Source organism: Alkalicoccus daliensis, assembly GCF_900103955.1.
Lineage (GTDB): Bacteria > Bacillota > Bacilli > Bacillales > Salisediminibacteriaceae > Alkalicoccus > Alkalicoccus daliensis.
Window position 1 is genome coordinate 59,523 of record NZ_FNIL01000010.1, and the last position, 20,367, is coordinate 79,889.

The 20,367-nt window shown below is 39.7% G+C and carries 23 protein-coding genes; 10 read left to right on the top strand and 13 right to left on the bottom strand.

Translation table 11 applies throughout. The features are described 5' to 3' along the window. The 4 genes from BLP92_RS13910 to BLP92_RS13925 all read right to left on the bottom strand — a co-directional run. Positions 1 to 582: peptidoglycan-binding domain-containing protein (locus BLP92_RS13910; protein WP_175444303.1), on the bottom strand; the 582-nt coding region annotated here is incomplete at its 3' end. A 156-nt stretch (positions 583 to 738) separates the two neighbouring features. Then, positions 739 to 1,257, bottom strand: a complete 519-nt coding sequence (locus BLP92_RS13915) for a GNAT family N-acetyltransferase (protein ID WP_090843562.1) — start codon at positions 1,255 to 1,257, stop codon at positions 739 to 741. Between the two features lie 12 nt (positions 1,258 to 1,269). Further along, positions 1,270 to 1,587, bottom strand: coding sequence for a hypothetical protein (locus BLP92_RS13920; protein WP_139148960.1), 318 nt, complete (start codon positions 1,585 to 1,587; stop codon positions 1,270 to 1,272). 511 nt (positions 1,588 to 2,098) lie between these two features. Continuing rightward, positions 2,099 to 2,569, bottom strand: a complete 471-nt coding sequence (locus BLP92_RS13925) for a PulJ/GspJ family protein (RefSeq protein ID WP_090843564.1) — start codon at positions 2,567 to 2,569, stop codon at positions 2,099 to 2,101. A 76-nt stretch (positions 2,570 to 2,645) separates the two neighbouring features. Here BLP92_RS13925 and BLP92_RS13930 point away from each other — a divergent pair, with 76 nt between their 5' ends. From BLP92_RS13930 to map, 4 genes are all read left to right on the top strand, one after another. Then, complete coding sequence (locus BLP92_RS13930; protein ID WP_090843565.1) at positions 2,646 to 3,122, top strand: hypothetical protein; 477 nt, start codon at positions 2,646 to 2,648, stop codon at positions 3,120 to 3,122. Next, positions 3,119 to 4,225 (top strand): hypothetical protein, encoded by a 1,107-nt coding sequence (locus tag BLP92_RS13935; RefSeq protein ID WP_090843566.1) that lies wholly within the window; start codon positions 3,119 to 3,121, stop codon positions 4,223 to 4,225. The genes BLP92_RS13930 and BLP92_RS13935 overlap by 4 nt, the downstream gene beginning before the upstream one ends. A 4-nt stretch (positions 4,226 to 4,229) precedes the next feature. Beyond that, positions 4,230 to 4,391, top strand: coding sequence for a hypothetical protein (locus BLP92_RS18075; protein ID WP_175444304.1), 162 nt, complete (start codon positions 4,230 to 4,232; stop codon positions 4,389 to 4,391). A 74-nt stretch (positions 4,392 to 4,465) separates the two neighbouring features. Beyond that, on the top strand, positions 4,466 to 5,236 hold the full coding sequence (map, locus tag BLP92_RS13940) for a type I methionyl aminopeptidase (RefSeq protein ID WP_090843567.1): 771 nt from the start codon (positions 4,466 to 4,468) through the stop codon (positions 5,234 to 5,236). Between the two features lie 229 nt (positions 5,237 to 5,465). Here the strand turns inward: map and BLP92_RS18290 are convergent, their stop codons facing one another. After that, positions 5,466 to 5,597 carry a hypothetical protein gene (locus BLP92_RS18290; RefSeq protein WP_280138095.1) on the bottom strand — a complete coding sequence of 44 codons (132 nt, stop codon included), beginning with the start codon at positions 5,595 to 5,597 and terminating at the stop codon, positions 5,466 to 5,468. 136 nt (positions 5,598 to 5,733) lie between these two features. Here BLP92_RS18290 and BLP92_RS13945 point away from each other — a divergent pair, with 136 nt between their 5' ends. Next, positions 5,734 to 6,585, top strand: coding sequence for an STAS domain-containing protein (locus BLP92_RS13945; protein ID WP_090843568.1), 852 nt, complete (start codon positions 5,734 to 5,736; stop codon positions 6,583 to 6,585). A gap of 32 nt (positions 6,586 to 6,617) precedes the next feature. Further along, positions 6,618 to 7,466, top strand: a complete 849-nt coding sequence (locus BLP92_RS13950; protein WP_090843569.1) for a GNAT family N-acetyltransferase — start codon at positions 6,618 to 6,620, stop codon at positions 7,464 to 7,466. Positions 7,467 to 7,528: 62 nt separating this feature from the next. Here BLP92_RS13950 and BLP92_RS13955 read toward each other — a convergent pair whose 3' ends face one another. After that, positions 7,529 to 7,852 carry a phasin family protein gene (locus BLP92_RS13955; RefSeq protein ID WP_090843570.1) on the bottom strand — a complete coding sequence of 108 codons (324 nt, stop codon included), beginning with the start codon at positions 7,850 to 7,852 and terminating at the stop codon, positions 7,529 to 7,531. Between the two features lie 15 nt (positions 7,853 to 7,867). Beyond that, the gene (locus BLP92_RS13960; RefSeq protein WP_175444305.1) at positions 7,868 to 9,511 is read right to left on the bottom strand and encodes an ABC1 kinase family protein; all 1,644 of its coding nucleotides are present in this window, start codon (positions 9,509 to 9,511) and stop codon (positions 7,868 to 7,870) included. Positions 9,512 to 9,647: 136 nt separating this feature from the next. Here BLP92_RS13960 and BLP92_RS13965 point away from each other — a divergent pair, with 136 nt between their 5' ends. Beyond that, positions 9,648 to 10,697 carry a carbohydrate kinase gene (locus BLP92_RS13965; protein ID WP_139148961.1) on the top strand — a complete coding sequence of 350 codons (1,050 nt, stop codon included), beginning with the start codon at positions 9,648 to 9,650 and terminating at the stop codon, positions 10,695 to 10,697. Beyond that, positions 10,697 to 11,608, top strand: coding sequence for a pseudouridine-5'-phosphate glycosidase (locus BLP92_RS13970; protein WP_425284447.1), 912 nt, complete (start codon positions 10,697 to 10,699; stop codon positions 11,606 to 11,608). Before BLP92_RS13965 ends, BLP92_RS13970 begins: the two co-directional genes overlap by 1 nt. A gap of 98 nt (positions 11,609 to 11,706) precedes the next feature. Here BLP92_RS13970 and treP read toward each other — a convergent pair whose 3' ends face one another. The 4 genes from treP to BLP92_RS13990 all read right to left on the bottom strand — a co-directional run bounded on the left by treP (position 11,707) and on the right by BLP92_RS13990 (position 15,802). Next, complete coding sequence (gene treP, locus BLP92_RS13975) at positions 11,707 to 13,128, bottom strand: PTS system trehalose-specific EIIBC component (RefSeq protein ID WP_090843574.1); 1,422 nt, start codon at positions 13,126 to 13,128, stop codon at positions 11,707 to 11,709. Positions 13,129 to 13,529: 401 nt separating this feature from the next. Further along, positions 13,530 to 14,552 carry a hypothetical protein gene (locus BLP92_RS13980; protein WP_090843575.1) on the bottom strand — a complete coding sequence of 341 codons (1,023 nt, stop codon included), beginning with the start codon at positions 14,550 to 14,552 and terminating at the stop codon, positions 13,530 to 13,532. Next, on the bottom strand, positions 14,545 to 15,417 hold the full coding sequence (locus BLP92_RS13985; RefSeq protein ID WP_090843576.1) for an ABC transporter ATP-binding protein: 873 nt from the start codon (positions 15,415 to 15,417) through the stop codon (positions 14,545 to 14,547). The genes BLP92_RS13980 and BLP92_RS13985 overlap by 8 nt, the downstream gene beginning before the upstream one ends. Then, the gene (locus BLP92_RS13990; RefSeq protein ID WP_090843577.1) at positions 15,407 to 15,802 is read right to left on the bottom strand and encodes a GntR family transcriptional regulator; all 396 of its coding nucleotides are present in this window, start codon (positions 15,800 to 15,802) and stop codon (positions 15,407 to 15,409) included. The genes BLP92_RS13985 and BLP92_RS13990 overlap by 11 nt, the downstream gene beginning before the upstream one ends. 695 nt (positions 15,803 to 16,497) lie before the next feature. Between BLP92_RS13990 and BLP92_RS13995 the strand changes: the two genes are divergently transcribed. Then, positions 16,498 to 17,382, top strand: a complete 885-nt coding sequence (locus tag BLP92_RS13995) for an NAD-dependent epimerase/dehydratase family protein (RefSeq protein ID WP_090843578.1) — start codon at positions 16,498 to 16,500, stop codon at positions 17,380 to 17,382. A gap of 483 nt (positions 17,383 to 17,865) precedes the next feature. Continuing rightward, the gene (gene chrA / locus BLP92_RS14000) at positions 17,866 to 19,047 is read left to right on the top strand and encodes a chromate efflux transporter (protein WP_175444306.1); all 1,182 of its coding nucleotides are present in this window, start codon (positions 17,866 to 17,868) and stop codon (positions 19,045 to 19,047) included. Positions 19,048 to 19,155: 108 nt separating this feature from the next. Here chrA and cydS read toward each other — a convergent pair whose 3' ends face one another. Next, entirely contained in the window at positions 19,156 to 19,317 is a 162-nt protein-coding gene (gene cydS, locus BLP92_RS18080; protein ID WP_175444307.1) for a cytochrome bd oxidase small subunit CydS family protein, read from the bottom strand. A 22-nt stretch (positions 19,318 to 19,339) separates the two neighbouring features. Beyond that, complete coding sequence (locus BLP92_RS14005; protein ID WP_090843580.1) at positions 19,340 to 20,353, bottom strand: cytochrome d ubiquinol oxidase subunit II; 1,014 nt, start codon at positions 20,351 to 20,353, stop codon at positions 19,340 to 19,342. Positions 20,354 to 20,367 lie beyond the last annotated feature (14 nt).

Here is a 20,367-nt window from a genome sequence, read left to right on the forward strand (position 1 = left end):
TTCTTCTTCAACAACTTCTTCAGTAGTTTCTTCTGCTGGTTTAGCTGCAACAGCAGGGTTACTTCCGTAATAAAGAGCAGCATAAGTGTCAGGACCTGCTACACCAGTTTGCTCAATGCCATATTTTGCTTGAAAGTCTTTTACAGCTTGTTCAGTGATAGGACCAAATAATCCATCAATGTCATATTTATAAAGCCCAAGATCGTTCAAGTCTTTCTGGAGCTCTTCTACAAGATAACCGTTATCTCCAACAGAAAGTTCAGAAAGGGCACCTACTGTTTGTGCTCCAGCAAGTCCGTCTACAAGAAGATCATGTTCTTTTTGGAATGCTATTACAGCTTCCGTCGTAGCTGCAGTGTAAGTTGCATCTGCTTCGCTCTTGAGTAGATCGCGGTCAGCCAGAAGTTCATTTAACTCTGCCACATGTTCGCTTGATTTTCCTTCGTACATAAGGTTTTCGCCAAATTCGCTTCCTTCGTCTGCGCTTACCGCATTACCGCCTGCAAATAAAATTGCGCCGGCAGCAAAAGCTGAAATACCAATACGCTTAATTGATGTTAGTGAATTATTCATTTTCTTCATAAGTGAAGAAACCTCCTTTAATATCTCGCTTTTCATTTCCACGAGGGTAATCGTATCAAGGAGGAAAGGAGGTATCAAGTACATTACACGTTATTTAATAAAGTGACTTCGAATTGTTACAGCCTGCAATATTAGTGTTATAAATCATAGATTGTTTCATATTTTATTATAAGACTTAAAATCGCTGTCTAATAAAGTCATTTCAATTAGATTCCAGGGTTGTCCAGCTGCGGTGAGGTGATTTACGAGGCAGTTATCTATTTTAAAGCCGAACTTTTTATATATGTAAAGTGCACGGGGGTTATTTTCGAAAACACCTAAATGAACTTTTCGGAGCTTCAAATCTTCAAAAGCCTTTTGGAGGATAAATTGAAGCACTTGGGGAGTGTATCCCTTCCCGCGATAAGAAGAAGATATAAACAGTTTACCAATTCGTGCTGAGTAATGTACATAGTCAATTTTTCTTAATGCCACATGACCAATGATGATTTTTTGGAAAGTTATAGAAAAAAATAATGCATTTTTCTCTGACAAGTATACTTTCAACTGCTGATCTGTCAGCGGAAATTGAAATGTAGGCCCCGCCCAGCGTATCATTTCTTCTTCACTTGTAGTGTTAATCCATTGTTTTAATATAGAAAAGTGGTTCTCTGTAAACGGAATAAGGGTAAGCACGGATTTTCCTCCTTAATTAATTAATTGACCGATAACTCTTATTTCTTTTTCCTTAAGGTTATTACAATCAGTTGCGTTCGTGTTAATAATAGGAGGAGCAATTTGCCCTTTCACGTTTAAGTCGCCTTCCACGCAGAGCCCTCCGTAATCATCTGAGTTTGAATCAGGGTTTCCTATGTTGCCTTCTACGAGCATATTTACGCCCACGTATATTCTAGCAGGCTTTTGATAAAATAAATCCTGCTGAAAGAAGACATGATCGCTGACAATCAGCGTAGAATTCCCCCACAGTACTTTATCGGCACCTATGGTAAGGGTTTCTGTAATCATGGAAGAATTGTCCTGCATATGAAGGTTAGCAGCTGATTATGCTGATTTAAGTACTGAAAGGCTAGACTCTCCCTTTAATATCAATTCTTTGTCAATATGTAAACTGTTTGTTATGAATTCAGCTGTGTTTTGCAACTCCACTTTTCCTTTAATAATCGCAGGGGCCTCTGTCTCATAGTAACCACAGCTGAGTATATTAAAATCTCCTCCAATCCAAATTGAATTTCCTGCTGGTACACAGATAGTGTCATGAGATATTAAATTATTCTCAATAAAAAGCCCGTGGTCTACAAGCAAAGGTATTCCGTTTTTCCATTGAACGCAGCACCGTTAAGAAACACTATACTCTCATTACGATTCTAATTTTCTTTGCAGACTTCCCATTCATGAAAATTAGAAATTGTATCCCCATGCCATTTACAGTCGGGAGGCGAAAATCGCTGGGTTTCTCCGCTGTCCGGAGGAGTGGGGAAAACAATTTTTCCTCAGGTTCGGGAGCAGGAGCAGCACCTTATTCAGACTCGCCGCTGATATGCTCTTCCGGTACATAATGAAATTCTTCCGGCCTGTTGGTTGTTACAGTAATTTCATGCGTATAGCGGCCGCTCATAAGTTGAATATCAAAAGTCACACGATTCGGATTAAGTGTGTATGTACTATTTTTATCCAATATTTCATTGTTTACCGAAAGGGAAACCACCTGCACTTCATGGTGATTTAATTTTCTTTCAGAGCTGCTGGCTGCATATAGATTTCCACCCTCATCCCAATATATAGCTGCTGACTGCTGATGGAGAGAACGTAATTCTTCTGTAAGCAAATTACTTTCCTGTATCAGATCAATGCGTTCTTCTGATCTTTCTTGAAAAACATAGCTGTTGAATAAGAAATGATAAGAAACTGCTCCTATAAAAGTGAGGAGAACTAAAGCTGCAAATAATTCAATTAACGTCGCTCCGCGCTGGCTTAGTTTTATTAGCATAAATGTGTCTCCCTCACCAATTAAAATGTATAATCATAGTATAGTAGACATAAGCAGAAAATGGGAGCTGGAAATCATGAAATATTTTTATGGGCATAAAGAACGTGGCGCCACCCTGCTGGAATTACTAGCAGCTCTTATCATTATATCTTTCATTGTTCTTACTTTCTCAATTTTTTTTACACAGTCCCAGCTGTTTACGAAAAATACAGAAGAAAAAATAGATATTGTGAATTTAAATCAATACATACTTTATGAAGCGGTAGACTTTTTACACGAAGGGAATATAGAAGAAGTACTGCAAAATGAAGTGCATAATTCATACTTTTCTTTTTTAGAGCAGTCGGAAACTGGTTATTTTATTCAAGGGAACAATGATCAAATGTATTATCCATTTATCTTTGTACACAGAAACGAAGTGCAGCAAGAAGAAAGTATTCAGTCATTGAAAGCTTACCATGTTACTGTCAGCTTAAGAGATGAAACAAACGAAACTATTTCTGAATTATATGAGCTTATTTATGAGACTGACCTGAAGGAGGGATTAAATTGAGGAGGTATGTGTCGCAGGAAAAAGGATATGCATTGCTGGTAGTTCTATTAACTATCGTAATAACCTCTCTTTTAATTGTTCCTCTTATCAGTAATGCACTTTCAGGTGCGGTTCAGGTAGAAACTACTGAGGAGATTGTCAAAGCAGAAAATTTAAGGGATTACAGCCAGCGTTATTACCGGCAGCTGTTAACAGAAGAAATCACTGAAACAATTAAAGCATTAAGAGAAATAGAGGGGAACGGAAAAAGCGACCGGGAGATTTTTGCGCCGGAAAATTTTATCCCCTATTTAACCTCAGATATTATTGAGCTGAATATTTTTCCAGTAGAAAACCAACGTGGAAGAATTGACAATTTAACTTTTACAGCTTCGACTCCTGAAGAAGCTTTGCCTTATTTAGATATTGAAGCAGAATATACAGGTATTCATGAAGGAAGAGCAAAATCAAAAACAGAAATACTTCGACTCACTTTTCCAGGGTTAGCAGCTGAAACTGAGGAATTATTATCAGATATTGAGAAAATAAAGCAGTTTTACGAAAGGAAAGATGAAGCTGCTATTCAGTATTCTGAGAAAAAAACATATCAGGAACATTTTAACTATCTGGATACAGTTCTTTATCAGCAGTCGTTGGAAATGTCCGGACATGCACAATCGGATATACAGGGATTTTACGAAAAGGACTTATACATTGAAGAAGAACTAGACTATTCCCAAAATGACAAGATTTATGTGAAAGGAAATGTGTATTATGGAAGTGACAAACAACTGAAAACTTTTCCCGGGCAGGGGGGCAACAGAGAATCTTATTTAATCGTAGAAGGTGATCTGCTGGTCAGGGAATTGAAAGTGCATAATAATTCCAAGGTATGTGTCAGAAGGAATGTTTATTATATAGATAGAAATGATCAAATTGAGAATCTGCTGACAGCTGAAATGGTGAATCCGCTGAATCCTTCCATTGGGGAAAGCTGTGACGATCCTGATACATGGGAAAAGGGGAAAATAAACTTCATGGGCGAAACGGGGCAAGATACGGTAGTTCCAGGCCCGCAGATTACCCCCGGATCAGGCTGGCAGATAAGCACGGTAACGGAGTGAGGATATGAAATTTGAATTAGTGGGTCTTCTTTATGTGCTGGCAATAGCAGCGATAGCAGCAGGACCTGTGGCGAGGTTTACAGGATATGGAGCAGCAGAATTTTATATTATAAGTATCCTTGGACTTATCAGTTTAGGTTATCTGGCAAGAAAAAAAGTAAGATAAGTTGAGCACGAAGCATGGACTTGGTATGATAGAGAGCGGAATAATCATGGAAAAGATATAAAGGATGTGGCAAAATGATTCAGCGGAAATCTCAAAGAGAAATTGAACTAATGAAAGAAGCAGGAATACTTGTTGCGAGTATTCACAAAAAAATTGCAACGATGATTCAGCCAGGAATTACTACAAAAGAAATTGATGCTTTTGTAGAAAAAACTCTTAAAAAGCGTGGGGCAAAGGCGGCACAGAAAGGTTACCAGGGATACCAGTTTGCTACCTGTGCTTCCATTAATGATGAGATCTGCCACGGTTTTCCCCGAAAAGATAAACTTGAAGCAGGAGATATCGTCACGATGGATTTTGTGGTGGACTTAAATGGAGGACTTGCCGATTCCGCCTGGACGTATGTAGTGGGGGAACCTTCCGAAGAGGCAGCCCAGTTGAACCAGATTACCAAAGAAGCATTGTATAAAGGGATTGAGCAGGCGAGACACGGTAACCGGATAGGAGATATAGGCGCTGCAATACAAGCTCATGTTGAACCTTACGGCTATGGGATTGTCAGGGACTTTGCAGGTCATGGAATAGGGCCGACAATTCATGAAGAGCCGAATATCCCACATTATGGCCAGGCAGGGAAAGGAACACGGTTAAAAGAAGGTATGGTAATTACAATTGAACCTATGATAAATACTGGAGGCTGGCAGTCAAAAATGGATAAAAACGGCTGGACTGCCCGGACCCGCGATGGCTCCCTGTCCTCGCAGTATGAGCATACGCTTGTTATACAAAAAGGCGAGCCCATTATTACAACAGAGCAGGACAGAGACGATCTAATTGAATTATAAAGGCTCTGTCCGATGATAATTGAAACTTTGATTCCGCACGGCCTGGCGAGGATGAATTCCTCAGTTTCCTCGTTGAGCTGCGGGATTTCTCCGTTCGTTCTTCTCTTTTTCAAGTTAGGCATAAAGAAAAAACCTTTGAATTTAATTCAAGGGTTTTTTGGTGATAAAGGAAAAAATACGGAATCGATCGGCATATATACAGAGCCAAACATAGCATATCTAATTAAATTTACCAGCCGGTATAAAAATAACTTCCGAAAATGCCTGCAAGGATAACCGGTAAAGCGACTGTATAAAGTAATTTCTGCAAGCGTGATTTCTTCTTAGCATGTAAAGGTGATATAGGAATGTGACCAGACATAAAACTCCTCCAAACATATAAATAACCTTATACATTATAACAAGTTTTGCTTAGAAATATTGATAATTTTTGAATAAAAGCAGTCAACCAAGTTAAATTTTAGTATGATAGAAGTAGAGAAGAGGGAGGGAATGGAATGGGATCTACAAAATTATTAATGCAAAGTATCGGAGAAAAAATCAACGATCTTAAAGAAGAAATTGCGCAGGAGATTTCCGGGGATTTTCAAAAAGCTCATGGAGTGAATTATGCTAAAATGCCGGAAGAAAAAATCCAATTCCATATCGTGACACTGGTTTCTTTATTTGCTGAGGGCTTTATTAATGGAGACGTGGATCATGGCAGAGAGGCAGTGCATAATTGGGGGCTGGAATTCGGTACAGAAGCCTCTGAATTAGGTCTTTCTGCAGAAAAAGCAATGCTTGTTGTGCCTATATTAAGAAAAGTAGTTTACAAATATATACGTGCAGAGTTTAAAGAGGGAGAGCAGAAATTCGAACAATATTACGATTTGGCAGATACTATTAACCCGCTTATTGATCAGGCGACATATTCATTTACAGAAGCATATGTAAATCAAAATGAACGGATATTTCAAGAAGCAAAAGAGAAGATTGTGGAATTGTCTGTTCCTGTAGTCCCGTTGACGAAAGAGGTTGCAATACTTCCTGTAATCGGTTCTGTAGATACAAAACGTTCCCAGGAGCTTCTCTCGCAGGCGCTTGAGCGTGGAAAAGAACTTGGGCTATCTACATTAATTGTAGACTTGTCAGGAGTGCATATGATCGATACTTATGTAGCGCATAATTTGTTTCAGCTGAATGATGCTCTTCGCGTTACAGGAATTAAAGTCATTTTTTCAGGCTTGAGACCCGAAATAGCGCAGACTGTAGTAGCACTGGGAATTCGATTTGATGATATGACGGTAGTAAGCAGTCTTGCGCAGGCTTTAAAGACTTCCGGACTTTATGTAAAAGGCCAGACGTAACATAATACTTTTAAAAAGCGGGGGAGACGAGGATGAAATTTGAACAATTTTCAAAAGCATCTGATCTGCTTCAAAAAGTAGGGTATTTTCTTGAGAAAGAGGAAGTCCAGCATAATTTACCTCTGGGCGTTCTCAGGCAGCTGGAGCGGGAGGAAAAAGAAGGGAAGGCTTCTTCGCCTTTTTTAGCAGCTGGTTTACTGAAAGGCCGTCCTGAAGCTCTGCTGATTCAGACACCACCGCGGAGAATGATTGTTTGCGGCAGTCCGCAAGCGATGCCTGAGGCCGCCTCCTGGCTGGAGGAGATAGATTATCCTATCACTGGAATAGTCGGCTGTGAAAAAGTTGCCAAAGCTTTCTCGACAGCGTGGGAAGCAAGAACAAATGAAACCGCGGAATTGGTAAAGCAGCAGATTATTTATGAACTTCATGAGGTGAAAGACTGGAAACAGCCTCCTGGAAAACTGACTTATGCGAGTGAAGATGATGTTGCTCTCGTTATGGACTGGACTGAGTCATTTGCAATGGGATCTCTGCGAAAAGAAGATATAGACAACTTAGAAGACACCGTCCTTGATGAAATACGTCATAACCAGGTGTTTTTGTGGAGAGACAGAGATTATACTCCGGTCTCCATGGCAAAAAGAGCCCGGGAACTAACGAATGGCATAGTAGTGAATTATGTATATACGCCGGAGGAATATGAGAGGAGAGGATTTGCTACTGCATGTGTAGGAGCGCTTGCAGAAAGAATGCTGCAGGAAGGTTTTCAGTTTTGCAGCCTCAACACGAATGAAGAGAATAATGCATCAAATGCAATTTATAAAAAGCTTGGATTCGTTCCAGTTGGGAAGTCACTGGAATATGAATTTAAGAAGAAATAACTTAGCGAAAGTGTAATTTCAATGCAGTAAATAAAAAAGCAGGGGGCATGCCCCCTGCTTTTTTATATATCCCGGTGCTGCTGGTTCTCAAGCGCAGACAACCTGTTTTCCAGCGCTTCCAGTTGGACTTTCAGCGCATCGTGTTCTTCTTTCGTTACAAGATCAAAATCCTTTAAAAAATCTCTTACTCTTTCCTTAGAGCGGCGGTTCCAATCCTGTTCTGTTTCTTCCCCTCTTTTAAGAAAATTTTGATAAAGTTCATCTGCTTCCGCAGGAGTGACCTTACCTTTCGCAAGTAAATCATCTACATATCGATCTACCTTCTCCTTGCTTGATACTGCTGCACCTAACCCTAATAAAAAACCAGTCTTGAGTAAATTTGCCATTGCCTATCCCTCCAATTAAGAATTTTCTTTAAAAGATGAAACCCAGCGCTTATGACGAAATAATACAAAAGCACCGCCTAAAATACTGAATCCCGAAACGGACGCTGAAGTATAAAGGAGTATGAAATGCTCCATCCATACAGCTGCAAAAACAAATGGGACAGAAACGGCAAGCAGCAGAATGAAACCGGCATAGCCCCATAAAAAACGCTGATGGTCGAATTGCCGGAACTGAATCCGCTGTGCTTCCCTGCGCGCATAGTTTGGAGCTTCCAGCCATTCGTTTAAATTACGCGGTATAGAAAGAAGCGGCTTCAAAGAATCTTTTAACACCCGGGCCTGAATACTTCCTTTTCCTTCTTCTGCATCTTCCAGCCATTCCATTACTACAGGTTTGCCAAGCTCAATAAAGTCAATGTCCGGATCAACAATAGTAAGTACTCCAAGACCAATAGAAGCTGCTCTTCCTAAAAAAGCAAATTCTGAAGGGAGCTGAATAGGCTGCTCTCTTACTATATTCTGCAGATCTTCAAAAATGTCCTCTACAACTTCCTGGTCCAGCTGGGATAAATCTGAAGAAAGATACATATTTACATAGTTGCGGAGTACAGACTCCAGTTTTGATTTATTTGCATGTGGTAGAAGAAAGCCTAATTGCTGCAGTTCATCAATAACCAGCTGATAATCATCAAGTACAAAGCCTTGAATCATCCTTCTGATACTCGCTGAATCTTCTCTTGTGATATATCCTACCATACCAAAGTCGAGTATGACGATTTTTCCATCCTGCCTGATTAAAATATTTCCCTGGTGAGGATCAGCATGGAATCTTCCTTGATCTAAAAGCTGATCCACAAAAAACTGAAAAATATTCGCAGCTGTTTGTTGGCGGTCTATTCCATGTTCCTCCATGTAGGACAAGTCAGTAACTTTTCGGCCTTCCATCCACTCCATCACAAGAACTCTTCGAGTACAGTACTCTTCATACATTTGAGGAATATAATAAGCGTCGCTTCCTGAGAAGCGGCGCTGAAAATTCTGGGCGTTCCTCATTTCTTTATCGTAATCCAATTCATCGCCAATTACCTGGACAATTTCCTTGTAGAGGGAAGCAGTATCAATTTCTTTACCAAACTTGGTAAAAGTTTTCGTGATCCACAGAACGATACGCAGTGCTTTAAAATCTGTTTTAATAATTCTGTCAATTTTAGAACGCTGGATTTTAATCGCTACTTCCTGGCCGTTATTCAATTTTCCTTTATACACTTCACCGATAGAAGCGGAAGCAATTGGTTTGTCACTAATTTCAGCAAGGTAATAGTCTAGCGGCTGCCCCCATTCATTTTCCAAAATACCCTTCGATATTGCTGGATCTATGGAAGGAACCTGATCGATTAAGTCAGCGAGTTCCTTCAAAAAAACTTCAGGCATAATATCAGCCCGGGTACTTAAAAACTGCCCGACTTTTATCATTAATCCCTCAAGATGCAAAGCTTTTATGCGATATTCTCTTGCCTGCTTCTGCACGAGATTTTCCCAGGCCTGCTGTGTATGTGTATCCCAGGCGGGGTTTCTTTTGTTAAACCAATAAAGCTGCAGGACGAATTTCAAGAACATATAAACGATGACTGCGATTCGGTAAAAAGCGTTATTCTTCACTTCACCCCTCCTGTAATAATGAAATTTATAATAATTACTATACATTAAAGTTAACACAGATAGCGAAAACTACGAATTTAAACATTTGACTATTTAATAAACATATGTCTTAATTAAAGAAAGGCAGGTGAAAATTTTGCTTAAAAAAGAAAAGATTCTGGCGCTTATCAAGCAAAACCCCTATATTTCCCAGCAGGAGATCGCGAGCGAGTTAAAGCTGTCCCGATCTGCAGCAGCTGGATATATTTCCAGTTTGATGAAAGAGGGAAAGATTTTAGGAAAAGCTTATATTCTTAAGGAAGAACCGGCAGTCTGTTGCATAGGTGGTGCGAATATTGACAGAAAGCTCAGAACAGAAAATTTTCAATGGGGAGATTCAAATCCTGTTTCCGGAAGTGAAACTATAGGCGGGGTCGCAAGAAATCTTGCAGTGAATCTGCAGACAATTGGTGTGCCTTCCGCTTTGTTTACTGTAGTAGGAGAAGATTCAGAAGGGAAAGAAGTTTTATCCCAGCAGGAGATTGACCTTTCACTTATTCAAAAGCTGCCGCAGCATAAAACCGGCACCTATACTGCTGTACTAAACGAAAAAAGCGAAATGATATTTGCTTTGGCAGAAATGAATATTTACGATGAATTCACACCAGAATTGTTAAAAAATCAGTGGAACAGACTGACATCCTATCAAATTCTTGCTGTGGATACGAACATACCATTACTTTCACTTGAGTGGCTTCTTGAAAATAAAAACTCTCATCAAAAAATTGTGGTTGTTCCAGTATCGGCGGCAAAGATTAATAGGATTCCATATGACTTACGGGGAATTGACCTTTTAATTCTGAATAAATTGGAAGCATCGGTGCTTGCATCCAGATACGAAGCTGAAGAAAATACCATAGAAGAAACTGCAGAGATTCTTTTCCGTCAAGGTGCAGCAAATATAGTGATTACTGCAGGAGAAAACGGGGTGTATGTTAAATCTGCACGTGCAGGATTTAAAAAGCCGCCACCGGCAAATGTAGTGGATGTAACAGGAGCAGGAGACGCATTTGCTTCTATTCTTATTCATGCATTGTTAAATGAAGAAGATCTGCTGGAATATGTAGAAAATGCTTTTCAAAGAGCAAAAGCAACGATTGAATCTGAGGAAACAGTAATTAAAACGAAAGAGGGGATAAAATTATGATTTCTAAGTATGTGGAATGCTCACCTGAAGTGAAAACAGCATTAGAGGAAGGTAAACCAGTTGTGGCCTTGGAGTCAACAATAATTACACACGGCATGCCGTACCCTGAAAACATTGAAACTGCTAAGAAAGTAGAGGAAATTATAAAGGAACGTGGCGTGGTTCCGGCAACGATTGCATTAATGGACGGAAAAATAAAGGTTGGTCTGACTGCGGAAGAACTGGAAATGCTGGCAAAAGCTGATGATGTAGTAAAAGTAAGCAGAAGGGATATTGCATCTGTGCTTGCTGAAAAATTGTATGGTGCCACCACAGTGGCTGCAACAATGATTTGTGCAGAAGCTGCAGGTATTAAAGTGTTTGTAACTGGAGGAATCGGCGGTGTACACCGTAACGGGGAAACAACAATGGATATTTCTGCAGATCTTCAGGAATTATCTAAAACAAATGTTGCTGTAATATGTGCAGGTGCAAAATCAATCCTGGATATCGGACTAACACTGGAATACCTGGAAACATACGGAGTGCCGGTTATTGGGTATAAAACAAATGAATTTCCTGCCTTTTATACCAGAGAGAGCGGATTTGAAACAGGGTTAAGCGCGGATTCTGCGAAAAAAATTGCAGAAGCAATGCGTATTAAGTGGGAGCTTAATTTGCAGGGAGGTATTGTAGTAGGCAACCCTGTTCCGCAGGAAGATGCGCTTTCAAAAGAGTGGATAGATCAGCTTATTACAGAATCATTGGAAGCAGCAGAGCAGGAAGGGATTCGTGGAAAAGATACGACCCCATTTTTATTAGACCGCTTGAAAGAGGTAAGCCAAGGTTCTACACTAAAAACGAATATAGCACTGGTGGAGAACAATGCAAAAGTTGGCGCTGATATCGCAGCAGCCTATTATAAAAACTAAGAAAAGCTTTATAACACACAGGAACCCCTTCATCTATGTGATGAAGGGGTTCTGCATGCTTTTCAACAAATCTACATTATGACGTAAGCATTTTCAAATTAGTTAAACTGATTCTTTGCAACAAATTTTCCGTATAGGAAAGTCAGGATAAACGGCAGTACAAAAGCTATTACCATCCCTATAAGGAAAATAAGCCGATAGCCATCCATAATGGAAAGGAAGCCTGGTAAACCGCCAATACCAATGGAGAAAGCACGAACACTGTATAAAGAAATAAATGTTGCAGCAATGGAAGAACCAATAATCGCACAGACGAATGGGAATTTAAATCGTATATTTACACCAAACATCGCCGGCTCCGTAACACCGAGATAAGCAGAAACGGAAGAAGTACCTGCAATACCTTTTACATTCTCATTTCGGCTGATAAACAGCATAGCTAATGCTGCAGAACCCTGGGCAATGTTAGAAAGCGCAAGTATCGGCCACAGGAACGTTCCATCTCCAGTTCCAATCAGCTGGAAGTCAACTGCGAGGAATGCATGGTGCATCCCTGTAATTACCATTGGAGCGTAAAGCAGACCATACAGGAATCCGCCTACTGCTGGCATCACATCAAACATCCATGTAAACACGCCTGTAATTCCATTACCTAAAGCAAAGGTAATTGGTCCAATGATAATAAAAGTAAGCAGTCCTGAAACAAGTAACGCTACAGGAGCAATTACCAGCATTTGGATCGCATCTGGAATACGCGGACGGAGCCACAGTTCAGTTTTTGCCAGTAAATACGAGGCGAATAACACCGGCAGTACCTGTCCCTGGTATCCAATTGCTTCCACCTGCAGACCGAATAAATTCCAGGTTGGAACTTCTCCAGCTTCTTGTGCGTCAGGATAAGCGTAGGCACTTAATAAATCTGGATGAACCATAATAAGACCAAGTACGATACCTAGCAGATCACTTCCGCCAAACCGTTTAACTGCCGACCACCCGATTAAGGCAGGGAGAAAAGCGAATGCAGCACTGGCTATGATATTAATCATTTCTGCTAGACCGGCCCACTGTGGGTAAGCTTCTACAATAGATGTATCAGCAATGAAAATTCCTTCCCCAGTTAGGATATTGTTCAGTCCCAGTAATAAACCGGCAGTAACAATCGCGGGAAGAATAGGGATAAAAATATCCGCCAGAGTTTTTACCCCTTTTTGTAAAGGATTCATTTTTTGTGCAGAAGCATCTTTCACATCGGATTTGGAAGATTCACCGATACTGGTAAGTTCCACCATATCTCTGTAAACTTGGTCTACTGTACCTTGACCAATAATGACTTGAAATTGACCATTTGTGGAAAAAGAACCTTTCACTATGTCGATCGCTTCCAATTTGTCAGTATCCACCAAGTCTTCGTCTTTGAGTGCAAACCGCAGACGAGTAACACAATGTGTCGCTTTATCGACGTTTTCTTCTCCGCCGATCGCTTCAAGAATTTCATGAACCTGCTGTTCATATTTAGCCATTTGTATACCCTCCTAAAACGTTTTCATTATATGGACCACTTGTATATACAACATTGACTCCTTTTACATTATAATTTGTATATACAAGTTTTGCAACCGTTTTAATTTTACTATCTCAAGGGAAAATAAGTCCTGTAATTCAAAACAACGTTTGAAGTGACAGGACCTTAGAATGTCTGAAATACAATGACTGAAGTAAAACAAAAATATTTTGTTAATTAGAAAGGCTTTTAGTACTCGTTTACTTTAGGCGGAGGCTTGCATTCAACTAATTCTATACTGCTGCAAAATTTCAGTCTTCGCTGGATCATGTTCCGCAGCATGGGCAGTTTTTATTTACTTTAATGCAGAGATTTATTCTGTATAGGTGACCGCTGAAAATCTATGATAGAGCGGCATGGTTATGTTGGTTTTCCAGAGAACGTAATATTCATAATGATTAACCTGCGTATTAAAAGAAGCGCAAATAAAAGAAAAGTACTAAAGCCAATCCAGTAAGAAATAATTCTTAAAGCATTCGCTCCCCATGGAGCAAGGGAGGAAACTATTAACCCACCGAATAATGCAATAATAATTGTCAAAATAACAATAAATACAGGATTTAACTGCTTGAAAATTAAAAACTCACCATTATATTCGATTTTATTTCTTTCATACAGCGCAGCTCCTCCTAACGTACATATTATAGTGAATAAAACAGCCAGAAAAATTCCAATCATTTCTCCCATTTCTCCAATCGTGTAATAAAAGGGAGTAAGATAGGTAATAAATCTGGGCTGGGAACCGATAGAAAAGAAAAAGAAATCATGGACCTGCATAAATTCCTGAAATAAAGTTAATAAGATTAAAGGAAGAAAGCCAAGTAAGAAAGTTAAAACTACCTGGGAAACCATTTCTCCAGTGATCGCACCTATCAATAAAGCGAATGTATAGAAGAAAATATATCCCAGAAGCGGGGCCCAGAAAATTTCAAGTGAACTTACCAGATTCAGCCCATAAGCAAACTCAGACTGGTGAATAATAATATAGGAAGGAATATAATTTAAAGCAAAAAAGCCGGTAATTACTGTTACACCGAGTGCCCATTTTGCATAAAATAACGTAGATCTTTTGTAAGGAAGAGAAAAGGTAAAATCATTTCGTCTTGTATTTCTCTCCAGTCCTATTAAGAGGCTGGCCAGTAAAACGAGAGCGACAGCCACGAATACCGTAAACATGCCCTGGGAAAAAATCTGATTAATGTCCCAGGCCTGTACTTCATATACATATTCATCTGTTTCAGCAGCCTGCTCTGCTCTTTCTGTCCAGGTCTCCAATGATAATATCGCCTGCAGGGGCATCTGAAGAACAAACAATACGAGCAGAATCCAAATGATAAATTTTGATTGTTTATAATTTTGAAACCACAGCCCTTTTTCAAACATTATCGTCACCTCCGAGCTTCGCTATAAAATAATCTTCCAGAGACATAGAAAGCTCTTCATAAAGAAGGGGGTGATAACTTGAAATCAGTTCTTCCACTGCAGTACTGTCTCGCGGTATTAAAACTGTAGAAACACGACCTGTCTGCTCAAGAACATAAGTATTCTCAGCAATTTCTTCCGGAAGCTCAGTCTCAAACACCAGTTGTATCTTTTTATAAAGTTCTTTCATGGAGTCAAGCTCATAATGACTGTCTACACGGCCATCCTTAATTAAAATTACATCGTTTGCCATAAATTCCAGCTCATCCAGCCTGTGTGATGAAATAATAACTGCCACATCTTTATCTGCTACTTCCTCTATCAGGATCTGCAGAATCTGTTTCTTGATAATGACATCAAGACCATCTGTTGGTTCATCGAGCAGAATATATTTCGCTTTTGTAGCGAAAGCAACAATTAGTGTAAATAAAGCTTTCATTCCTTTTGAGTAATTTCCTATTTTATTAATAGGTTCCAGTGAAAAGCGATTCATTAAAGCTTCTAAGTACTGCTGATCAAAATGAGGATAGATAGATTTATAAAGATAGATAAGTTCTTTTGTACTGTAATTCTTTAAAGCTTCTGAAGAGTCCGGTACAAAGATTGTCTGTGCTTTAAGAGAGGGTTTTAGGAAGATGCTCTGCCCATCTATTGTAATATCTCCTTTTGTCGGCTTTAAAATACCAGCCATTGAGCGGAGCAGCGTAGTTTTACCGGCGCCATTTCTTCCAACAATACCTACAATATTTCCAGGAATTACTTCAAATTCAATGTCTGCAAGAATTGTCTGGTGATGAATGACTTTTGATATATGTTTAACTTCCATCTTCCTTACCCTCCTTTCCACTAAAACAATCATTTATCCAGGTTATTATTTCCTCTTTTGAAAGGCCTGCGTAAATACAATCAATTGTTGTCTTTCTCATTTCTTTATAAAGTTTATCTTTTTCCCGCTGTGTTACTGTGTTTTCAGTTTTATCAGCAATAAAGGTTCCTTTTCCCTGGACAGTAACAAGCAGTCCCATGCGTTCTAATTCCTGATAAGCTTTGCTTACAGTATTTGGATTAATTACCATTTTGGAAGATAGCTCTCTGACGGAAGGAAGTTTTTCTCCGGGATGCAGCAGCCCTCGAATAGTAAGGTCTTTAACCTGATTGACGATTTGTTCATATAAGGGGATAGAACTTTTCGGATCGATATGAAAATACATTAAAACACTCCTTTCACTGTACTGCCTGCACTATTACACGTAAAACGTATTATACTTCCTAAACTTTGTCAAATACAGCTCTTGTAAATTTAATATCTAATTAAGCCATTGTGCTGTTTATCCAAAATAATATCTTGTTTTTACTGGGACAAAAGCAAGAGCTTCTTAATTGGAATGCGGTAATACGTTCAGCTCCAGCTCGGCAGTTTTGTCATGAACGAGCTCCTCAGCTTTCTCTCTCTTTCAGGGCTGCGTGAATTTTCGAAGCCGGATGTATTCCAGCGCATCCTATACGCAATGATTTCAAATGAATAGATAATAAATAAGCATGTTAATTAAAAAATATTTTTTGCGGTAAAGCTTAATGTAATTGATAAATGGGAACTGAATCATTATATGAATAAATTTCATAAGTCATATCCATTAACTCTTTATTTCAGGCTCCCGCTTAAATAAAATTTCTATTCCACCGCTGCACTCTCGGAAAGGCTTGTCCAAGGGCTTGGCTTCCACTGTTTATGGCAAAAACAAAGTTCGCCAAATTAGATTCTAGAACTGTGCTGATTCTCAGGGGTCTCCTTTCCGTCAAACGGAGCGGAAGCGGGGTTATCATTATCCACAAGAACTTATCAAGAGCGGACGCACCTGCAAGCTGTGTGAGGATGCAGTGCAGTATCTAAAAGGAGGCATAATAGATGCATAATGTGTTAATACTAGGCGGCACAAGATTTTTCGGTAAAAGGCTGGTAAAGAAATTGGAAGAAAAGGGAATAGAGGTAACGATTGCAACGAGAGGAGAAAAAGATATTTCTTTTTCTAAAAAAGCAAAACATGTAAAAGTGGACAGGTTTAACAGAAAGTCGATGGAAGAAGCATTCCAGGACACTGTCTGGGATGCTGTTTATGACCAAATTTGCTTTAGTCCGGATGATGCCCAGGATGCTGTTGATATATTTCAGGGTAAAACAAAGAAATATATTTTTACTTCCACTCTCTCAGTATATGACATGAATGATAAGGGGGAGAAAGTAGAAAGCGATTTTAATCCTTATTCCTATCAGCTCAAAAAAGGACGTAAAGAAAAATTTGAATATGGAGAAGGGAAGCGGCTTGCAGAAGCTGTATTTTTCCAAAAAGCGGATTTTCCAGTTACAGCTGTGCGACCGCCAATTGTGCTGGGGGAAGACGATTATACAGAACGGCTGCACGATCATATAAGAAGAGTTATTAACCAGGAGAAGATAGGTATTGATAACCTGGAAGCAAAACTTTCTTTTGTAGATTCAGATGATTTGGCAGATTTTCTAATGTGGGCAGGAGAAAAAGATGTCACAGGCCCGGTAAATGCTTCTTCCCCGGATCAGCTTACTTTAGCAGAGTTTATAAAAGAAGTAGAAAAAGCAGTAGAGAAAAAAGCAGTAATAACTTCTTCCACTGAAGGAAAGGCGTCACCAATGAATTTTCCTGTTTCATTTTATCAAAGCGTTCAGAAGGCGGAAGAATGGGGCTATCAATTTAAATCATTATCTGACTGGTTCCCGCCGCTCGTTCGTTTGTTAGCTGAAAAAGAAATCCAATAAAATCCTGGTTTCAGAAAAGTATTAAAGCGATATTGTTATAAGGTTCACAGCTGGATTTTCAATGATGGATCAGCCAATATGTTTTTCTTTCTGGAAAAAAGTTAGTTAATTTTTCCACAGCAGTTTGCAGATGATACAAAATGGGCAGAAACTTAAAAGAGCGGCTGGCAGATCATCACCGTGTAAAATGTAACAGGACGAATTTTTTATCGTCCTGTTTTTTATGGGCACGTCTTTGAAAAACAGGCTGCAATGATTCAGTTATCTTCCTTACATTCATCTAAGATTAGCTGAAATTGATTATGTTGGCAAAGTATAAAAAACCATGACATCATTCCAATTCAATTTTTGTTATAATTTAATGTGTTATTATGCTTTATTGAATTAAGTTTTCTTTTTGCAGCAATTAGCTTATGAGGATTAAGTACATATGTATAAGGCAAAAAAACTGTAAAAATGTATCTTAATTGTGGGGAGAGAAAAATGAAAGAATCATACATAGGACGTTTGATCGAAATCCTGATTGTTTCTTTAAGGCTGGGCTTAACTTCATTTGGAGGTCCTGTAGCTCACCTGGGTTACTTTCGGGAAGAATATGTGGAAAGAAGAAAATGGCTGAAAGAAAATGAATATGCAGACCTGGTGGCTTTATGTCAGTTTCTTCCAGGTCCCGCTTCCAGTCAGGTCGGAATAGGCATTGGAATAATAAGAGCCGGCATTCCAGGAGGAATTATTTCATTTCTTGGTTTCACAACACCTTCCGTCATTATACTGATACTTGCGGCTGTTGGCTTTCAGCAACAGGGCTGGGTCGATATCGGAGTTGTAGATGGCTTGAAAATTGTTGCGGCAGCAGTTGTTGCACATGCAATTATAGGGATGGGGCAGAACTCGGCGCCGGATAAATTAAGGGCAACTATCGCGGCAGCAAGTTTTATTATCTTAATACTGCTGCCCCAGACATGGATGCAGATCAGTGTGATAGCCGGGGCTGCCCTTTTAGGAATATTCATTTACAAACAGGAGGAATCTGGAAATAAGGCTTCCTTTACCGTGCAGATTTCTCAAAAAACTGCTTATATCAGTTTAGGGCTGTTTTTTGGATTGTTGGCATTTCTGCCCATAGTGAGAGAGTGGACAGATTTTCTCTGGATACAAATGTTTGACAGCTTTTACCGAGCAGGTGCTCTTGTTTTTGGCGGGGGGCACGTCGTCCTTCCGCTGCTTGAAAGAGAAGTAGTGCCTGCAGGACTGGTAACTGAAGAGATTTTCTTAGCAGGGTATGGTGCAGCGCAGGCTGTGCCGGGACCGCTTTTTACTTTCGCCAGTTATTTAGGAATGGCGGCGAATGGAATCCCAGGGGCTCTCATTGCTACTGCTGCGATATTTTTACCTGCTTTTTTACTTGTGATAGGAACTTTCCCTTTTTGGATGAAGCTTAGTACTTATACAAAAGCGAGAGCAGCTTTGAAGGGGGTGAATGCTGCAGTAATAGGAATTTTACTGGCGGCATTTTACGATCCTATTTTTACATCAGCGATTAATTCGGTAGTGGATTTGGCATTTGCTGTTTCATTGTTCGTGTTACTTATGTATTGGAAAGTCCCTGCCTGGAAAATAGTACTCTTAGGAATTGGAGGAGGAATGCTGGTGCATTTCATCTAACTTTCTCACAAATGCCGAACTTCATATAATTTAAACAGCGCCTGTGTCTCAATAATTGAGAACACAGGCGCTTTATAATGATTGTATCCAAATAAAATTAAATGCCGGTCAGTTGTAGGTTTCCTCTTCAGGATTCTCGTAGTCAGTTTTTTCTGCTTCCTGCAAAAAGGCTGGTGGAGCTGCTTTTGCCCCCCAGATAAACACAAATACTACACTGCATATAAGCACTAACTGAGGAGCGACAAAAATTAAGAAATCATGAAAGTCCATTTTAAAATCCCTCCTTGCATTATCATCGTCTTCCTTCCACGTATTCCGCATCAAAAAGGAACAGCCGCATTAACAGGTACAACGATGGAACAAGCAGAAGAAGTCCACCGATAAACGCGGTGATCAATGCTATTGCCATCGTTTCGTTTGTAAATCCATCATATATCGTTAAATAAGGATATAAGAGGTACGGCAGGTGAGAAGCCCCGTAAGCAAAAAATGCTGCGAAATACTGCACCATAACCAGAATAAAAGCGATGCCGTAATTACGTTTTTTCCAGATCAGCCAGGTGGCAGCGGCAAAAGCAATAAAGGAAATTACAAACATCCACCACAGGTCCAGCATACTGTTGAAATGTACCGGATTTCTCCGGCCCAGCAGAAGGAAAACCACTATCCCCATAATAATAGAAGGGAAAGCCCAGCTGAGTGCATATTTGCGAAGTAGAGATAAAGCTTCCTCATCTTTTGCTCTGGCTGCATAATAGGTAAGGAAGGCTGCAGATATAAACAAGACACTTACAATAGCCAGTCCTACTACGCCCCAGGAATATAAACTCGTGAAGAGTTCCCCATAAAGCATTTCTACGTTTCCATTTTCCACCCGAATATATCCGCCTTCTGAAATTGTTAATACGGTAGTTAGGGAGGCAGGAATTAAGAGTCCGGTAGCTCCATAAAGAAAGTCATAAAAACGGCTTTCTTTCGCGCCATAAGTAGCAAAAGCATAATAGGAACCGCGTATGGCGAGTAGAATGATTGCAACGCTTCCCGGTACCAGCAGCGCTGTTCCATAATAATAGGCCGTATCTGGAAAGAAACCGACAATGCCGATGAAAAAGAAAACCAGAAACACGTTCGTGACTTCCCAGACAGGGGAAAGATAGCGCTGGATGATAGAATGAATTACGTGATTTTTATTTGTCCGTTTTGAATAGTAGCTGAAGAATCCAGCTCCAAAGTCAACGGAGGCTACGATAAGATAGCCATATAAAAACAGCCATAGAACTGTGATTCCTAAAACTTCATACGTCATCAAACCCCTCCTTT

Bases quoted from the DNA above. Each gene is read 5' to 3' on its own strand.
- BLP92_RS13990 (WP_090843577.1), bottom strand. From the start codon at position 15,802: ATGTATTTTCATATCGATCCGAAAAGTTCTATCCCCTTATATGAACAA.
- BLP92_RS18290 (WP_280138095.1), bottom strand. From the start codon at position 5,597: ATGTCTGGTCACATTCCTATATCACCTTTACATGCTAAGAAGAAATCA.
- BLP92_RS13920 (WP_139148960.1), bottom strand. From the start codon at position 1,587: ATGATTACAGAAACCCTTACCATAGGTGCCGATAAAGTACTGTGGGGG.
- cydS (WP_175444307.1), bottom strand. From the start codon at position 19,317: ATGGACTTTCATGATTTCTTAATTTTTGTCGCTCCTCAGTTAGTGCTT.
- BLP92_RS13950 (WP_090843569.1), top strand. From the start codon at position 6,618: ATGAAATTTGAACAATTTTCAAAAGCATCTGATCTGCTTCAAAAAGTA.
- BLP92_RS18075 (WP_175444304.1), top strand. From the start codon at position 4,230: ATGAAATTTGAATTAGTGGGTCTTCTTTATGTGCTGGCAATAGCAGCG.
- BLP92_RS13985 (WP_090843576.1), bottom strand. From the start codon at position 15,417: ATGGAAGTTAAACATATATCAAAAGTCATTCATCACCAGACAATTCTT.
- BLP92_RS13925 (WP_090843564.1), bottom strand. From the start codon at position 2,569: ATGCTAATAAAACTAAGCCAGCGCGGAGCGACGTTAATTGAATTATTT.
- BLP92_RS14005 (WP_090843580.1), bottom strand. From the start codon at position 20,353: ATGACGTATGAAGTTTTAGGAATCACAGTTCTATGGCTGTTTTTATAT.
- chrA (WP_175444306.1), top strand. From the start codon at position 17,866: ATGAAAGAATCATACATAGGACGTTTGATCGAAATCCTGATTGTTTCT.
- BLP92_RS13930 (WP_090843565.1), top strand. From the start codon at position 2,646: ATGAAATATTTTTATGGGCATAAAGAACGTGGCGCCACCCTGCTGGAA.
- BLP92_RS13955 (WP_090843570.1), bottom strand. From the start codon at position 7,852: ATGGCAAATTTACTCAAGACTGGTTTTTTATTAGGGTTAGGTGCAGCA.
- BLP92_RS13945 (WP_090843568.1), top strand. From the start codon at position 5,734: ATGGGATCTACAAAATTATTAATGCAAAGTATCGGAGAAAAAATCAAC.
- BLP92_RS13995 (WP_090843578.1), top strand. From the start codon at position 16,498: ATGCATAATGTGTTAATACTAGGCGGCACAAGATTTTTCGGTAAAAGG.
- treP (WP_090843574.1), bottom strand. From the start codon at position 13,128: ATGGCTAAATATGAACAGCAGGTTCATGAAATTCTTGAAGCGATCGGC.
- map (WP_090843567.1), top strand. From the start codon at position 4,466: ATGATTCAGCGGAAATCTCAAAGAGAAATTGAACTAATGAAAGAAGCA.
- BLP92_RS13980 (WP_090843575.1), bottom strand. From the start codon at position 14,552: ATGTTTGAAAAAGGGCTGTGGTTTCAAAATTATAAACAATCAAAATTT.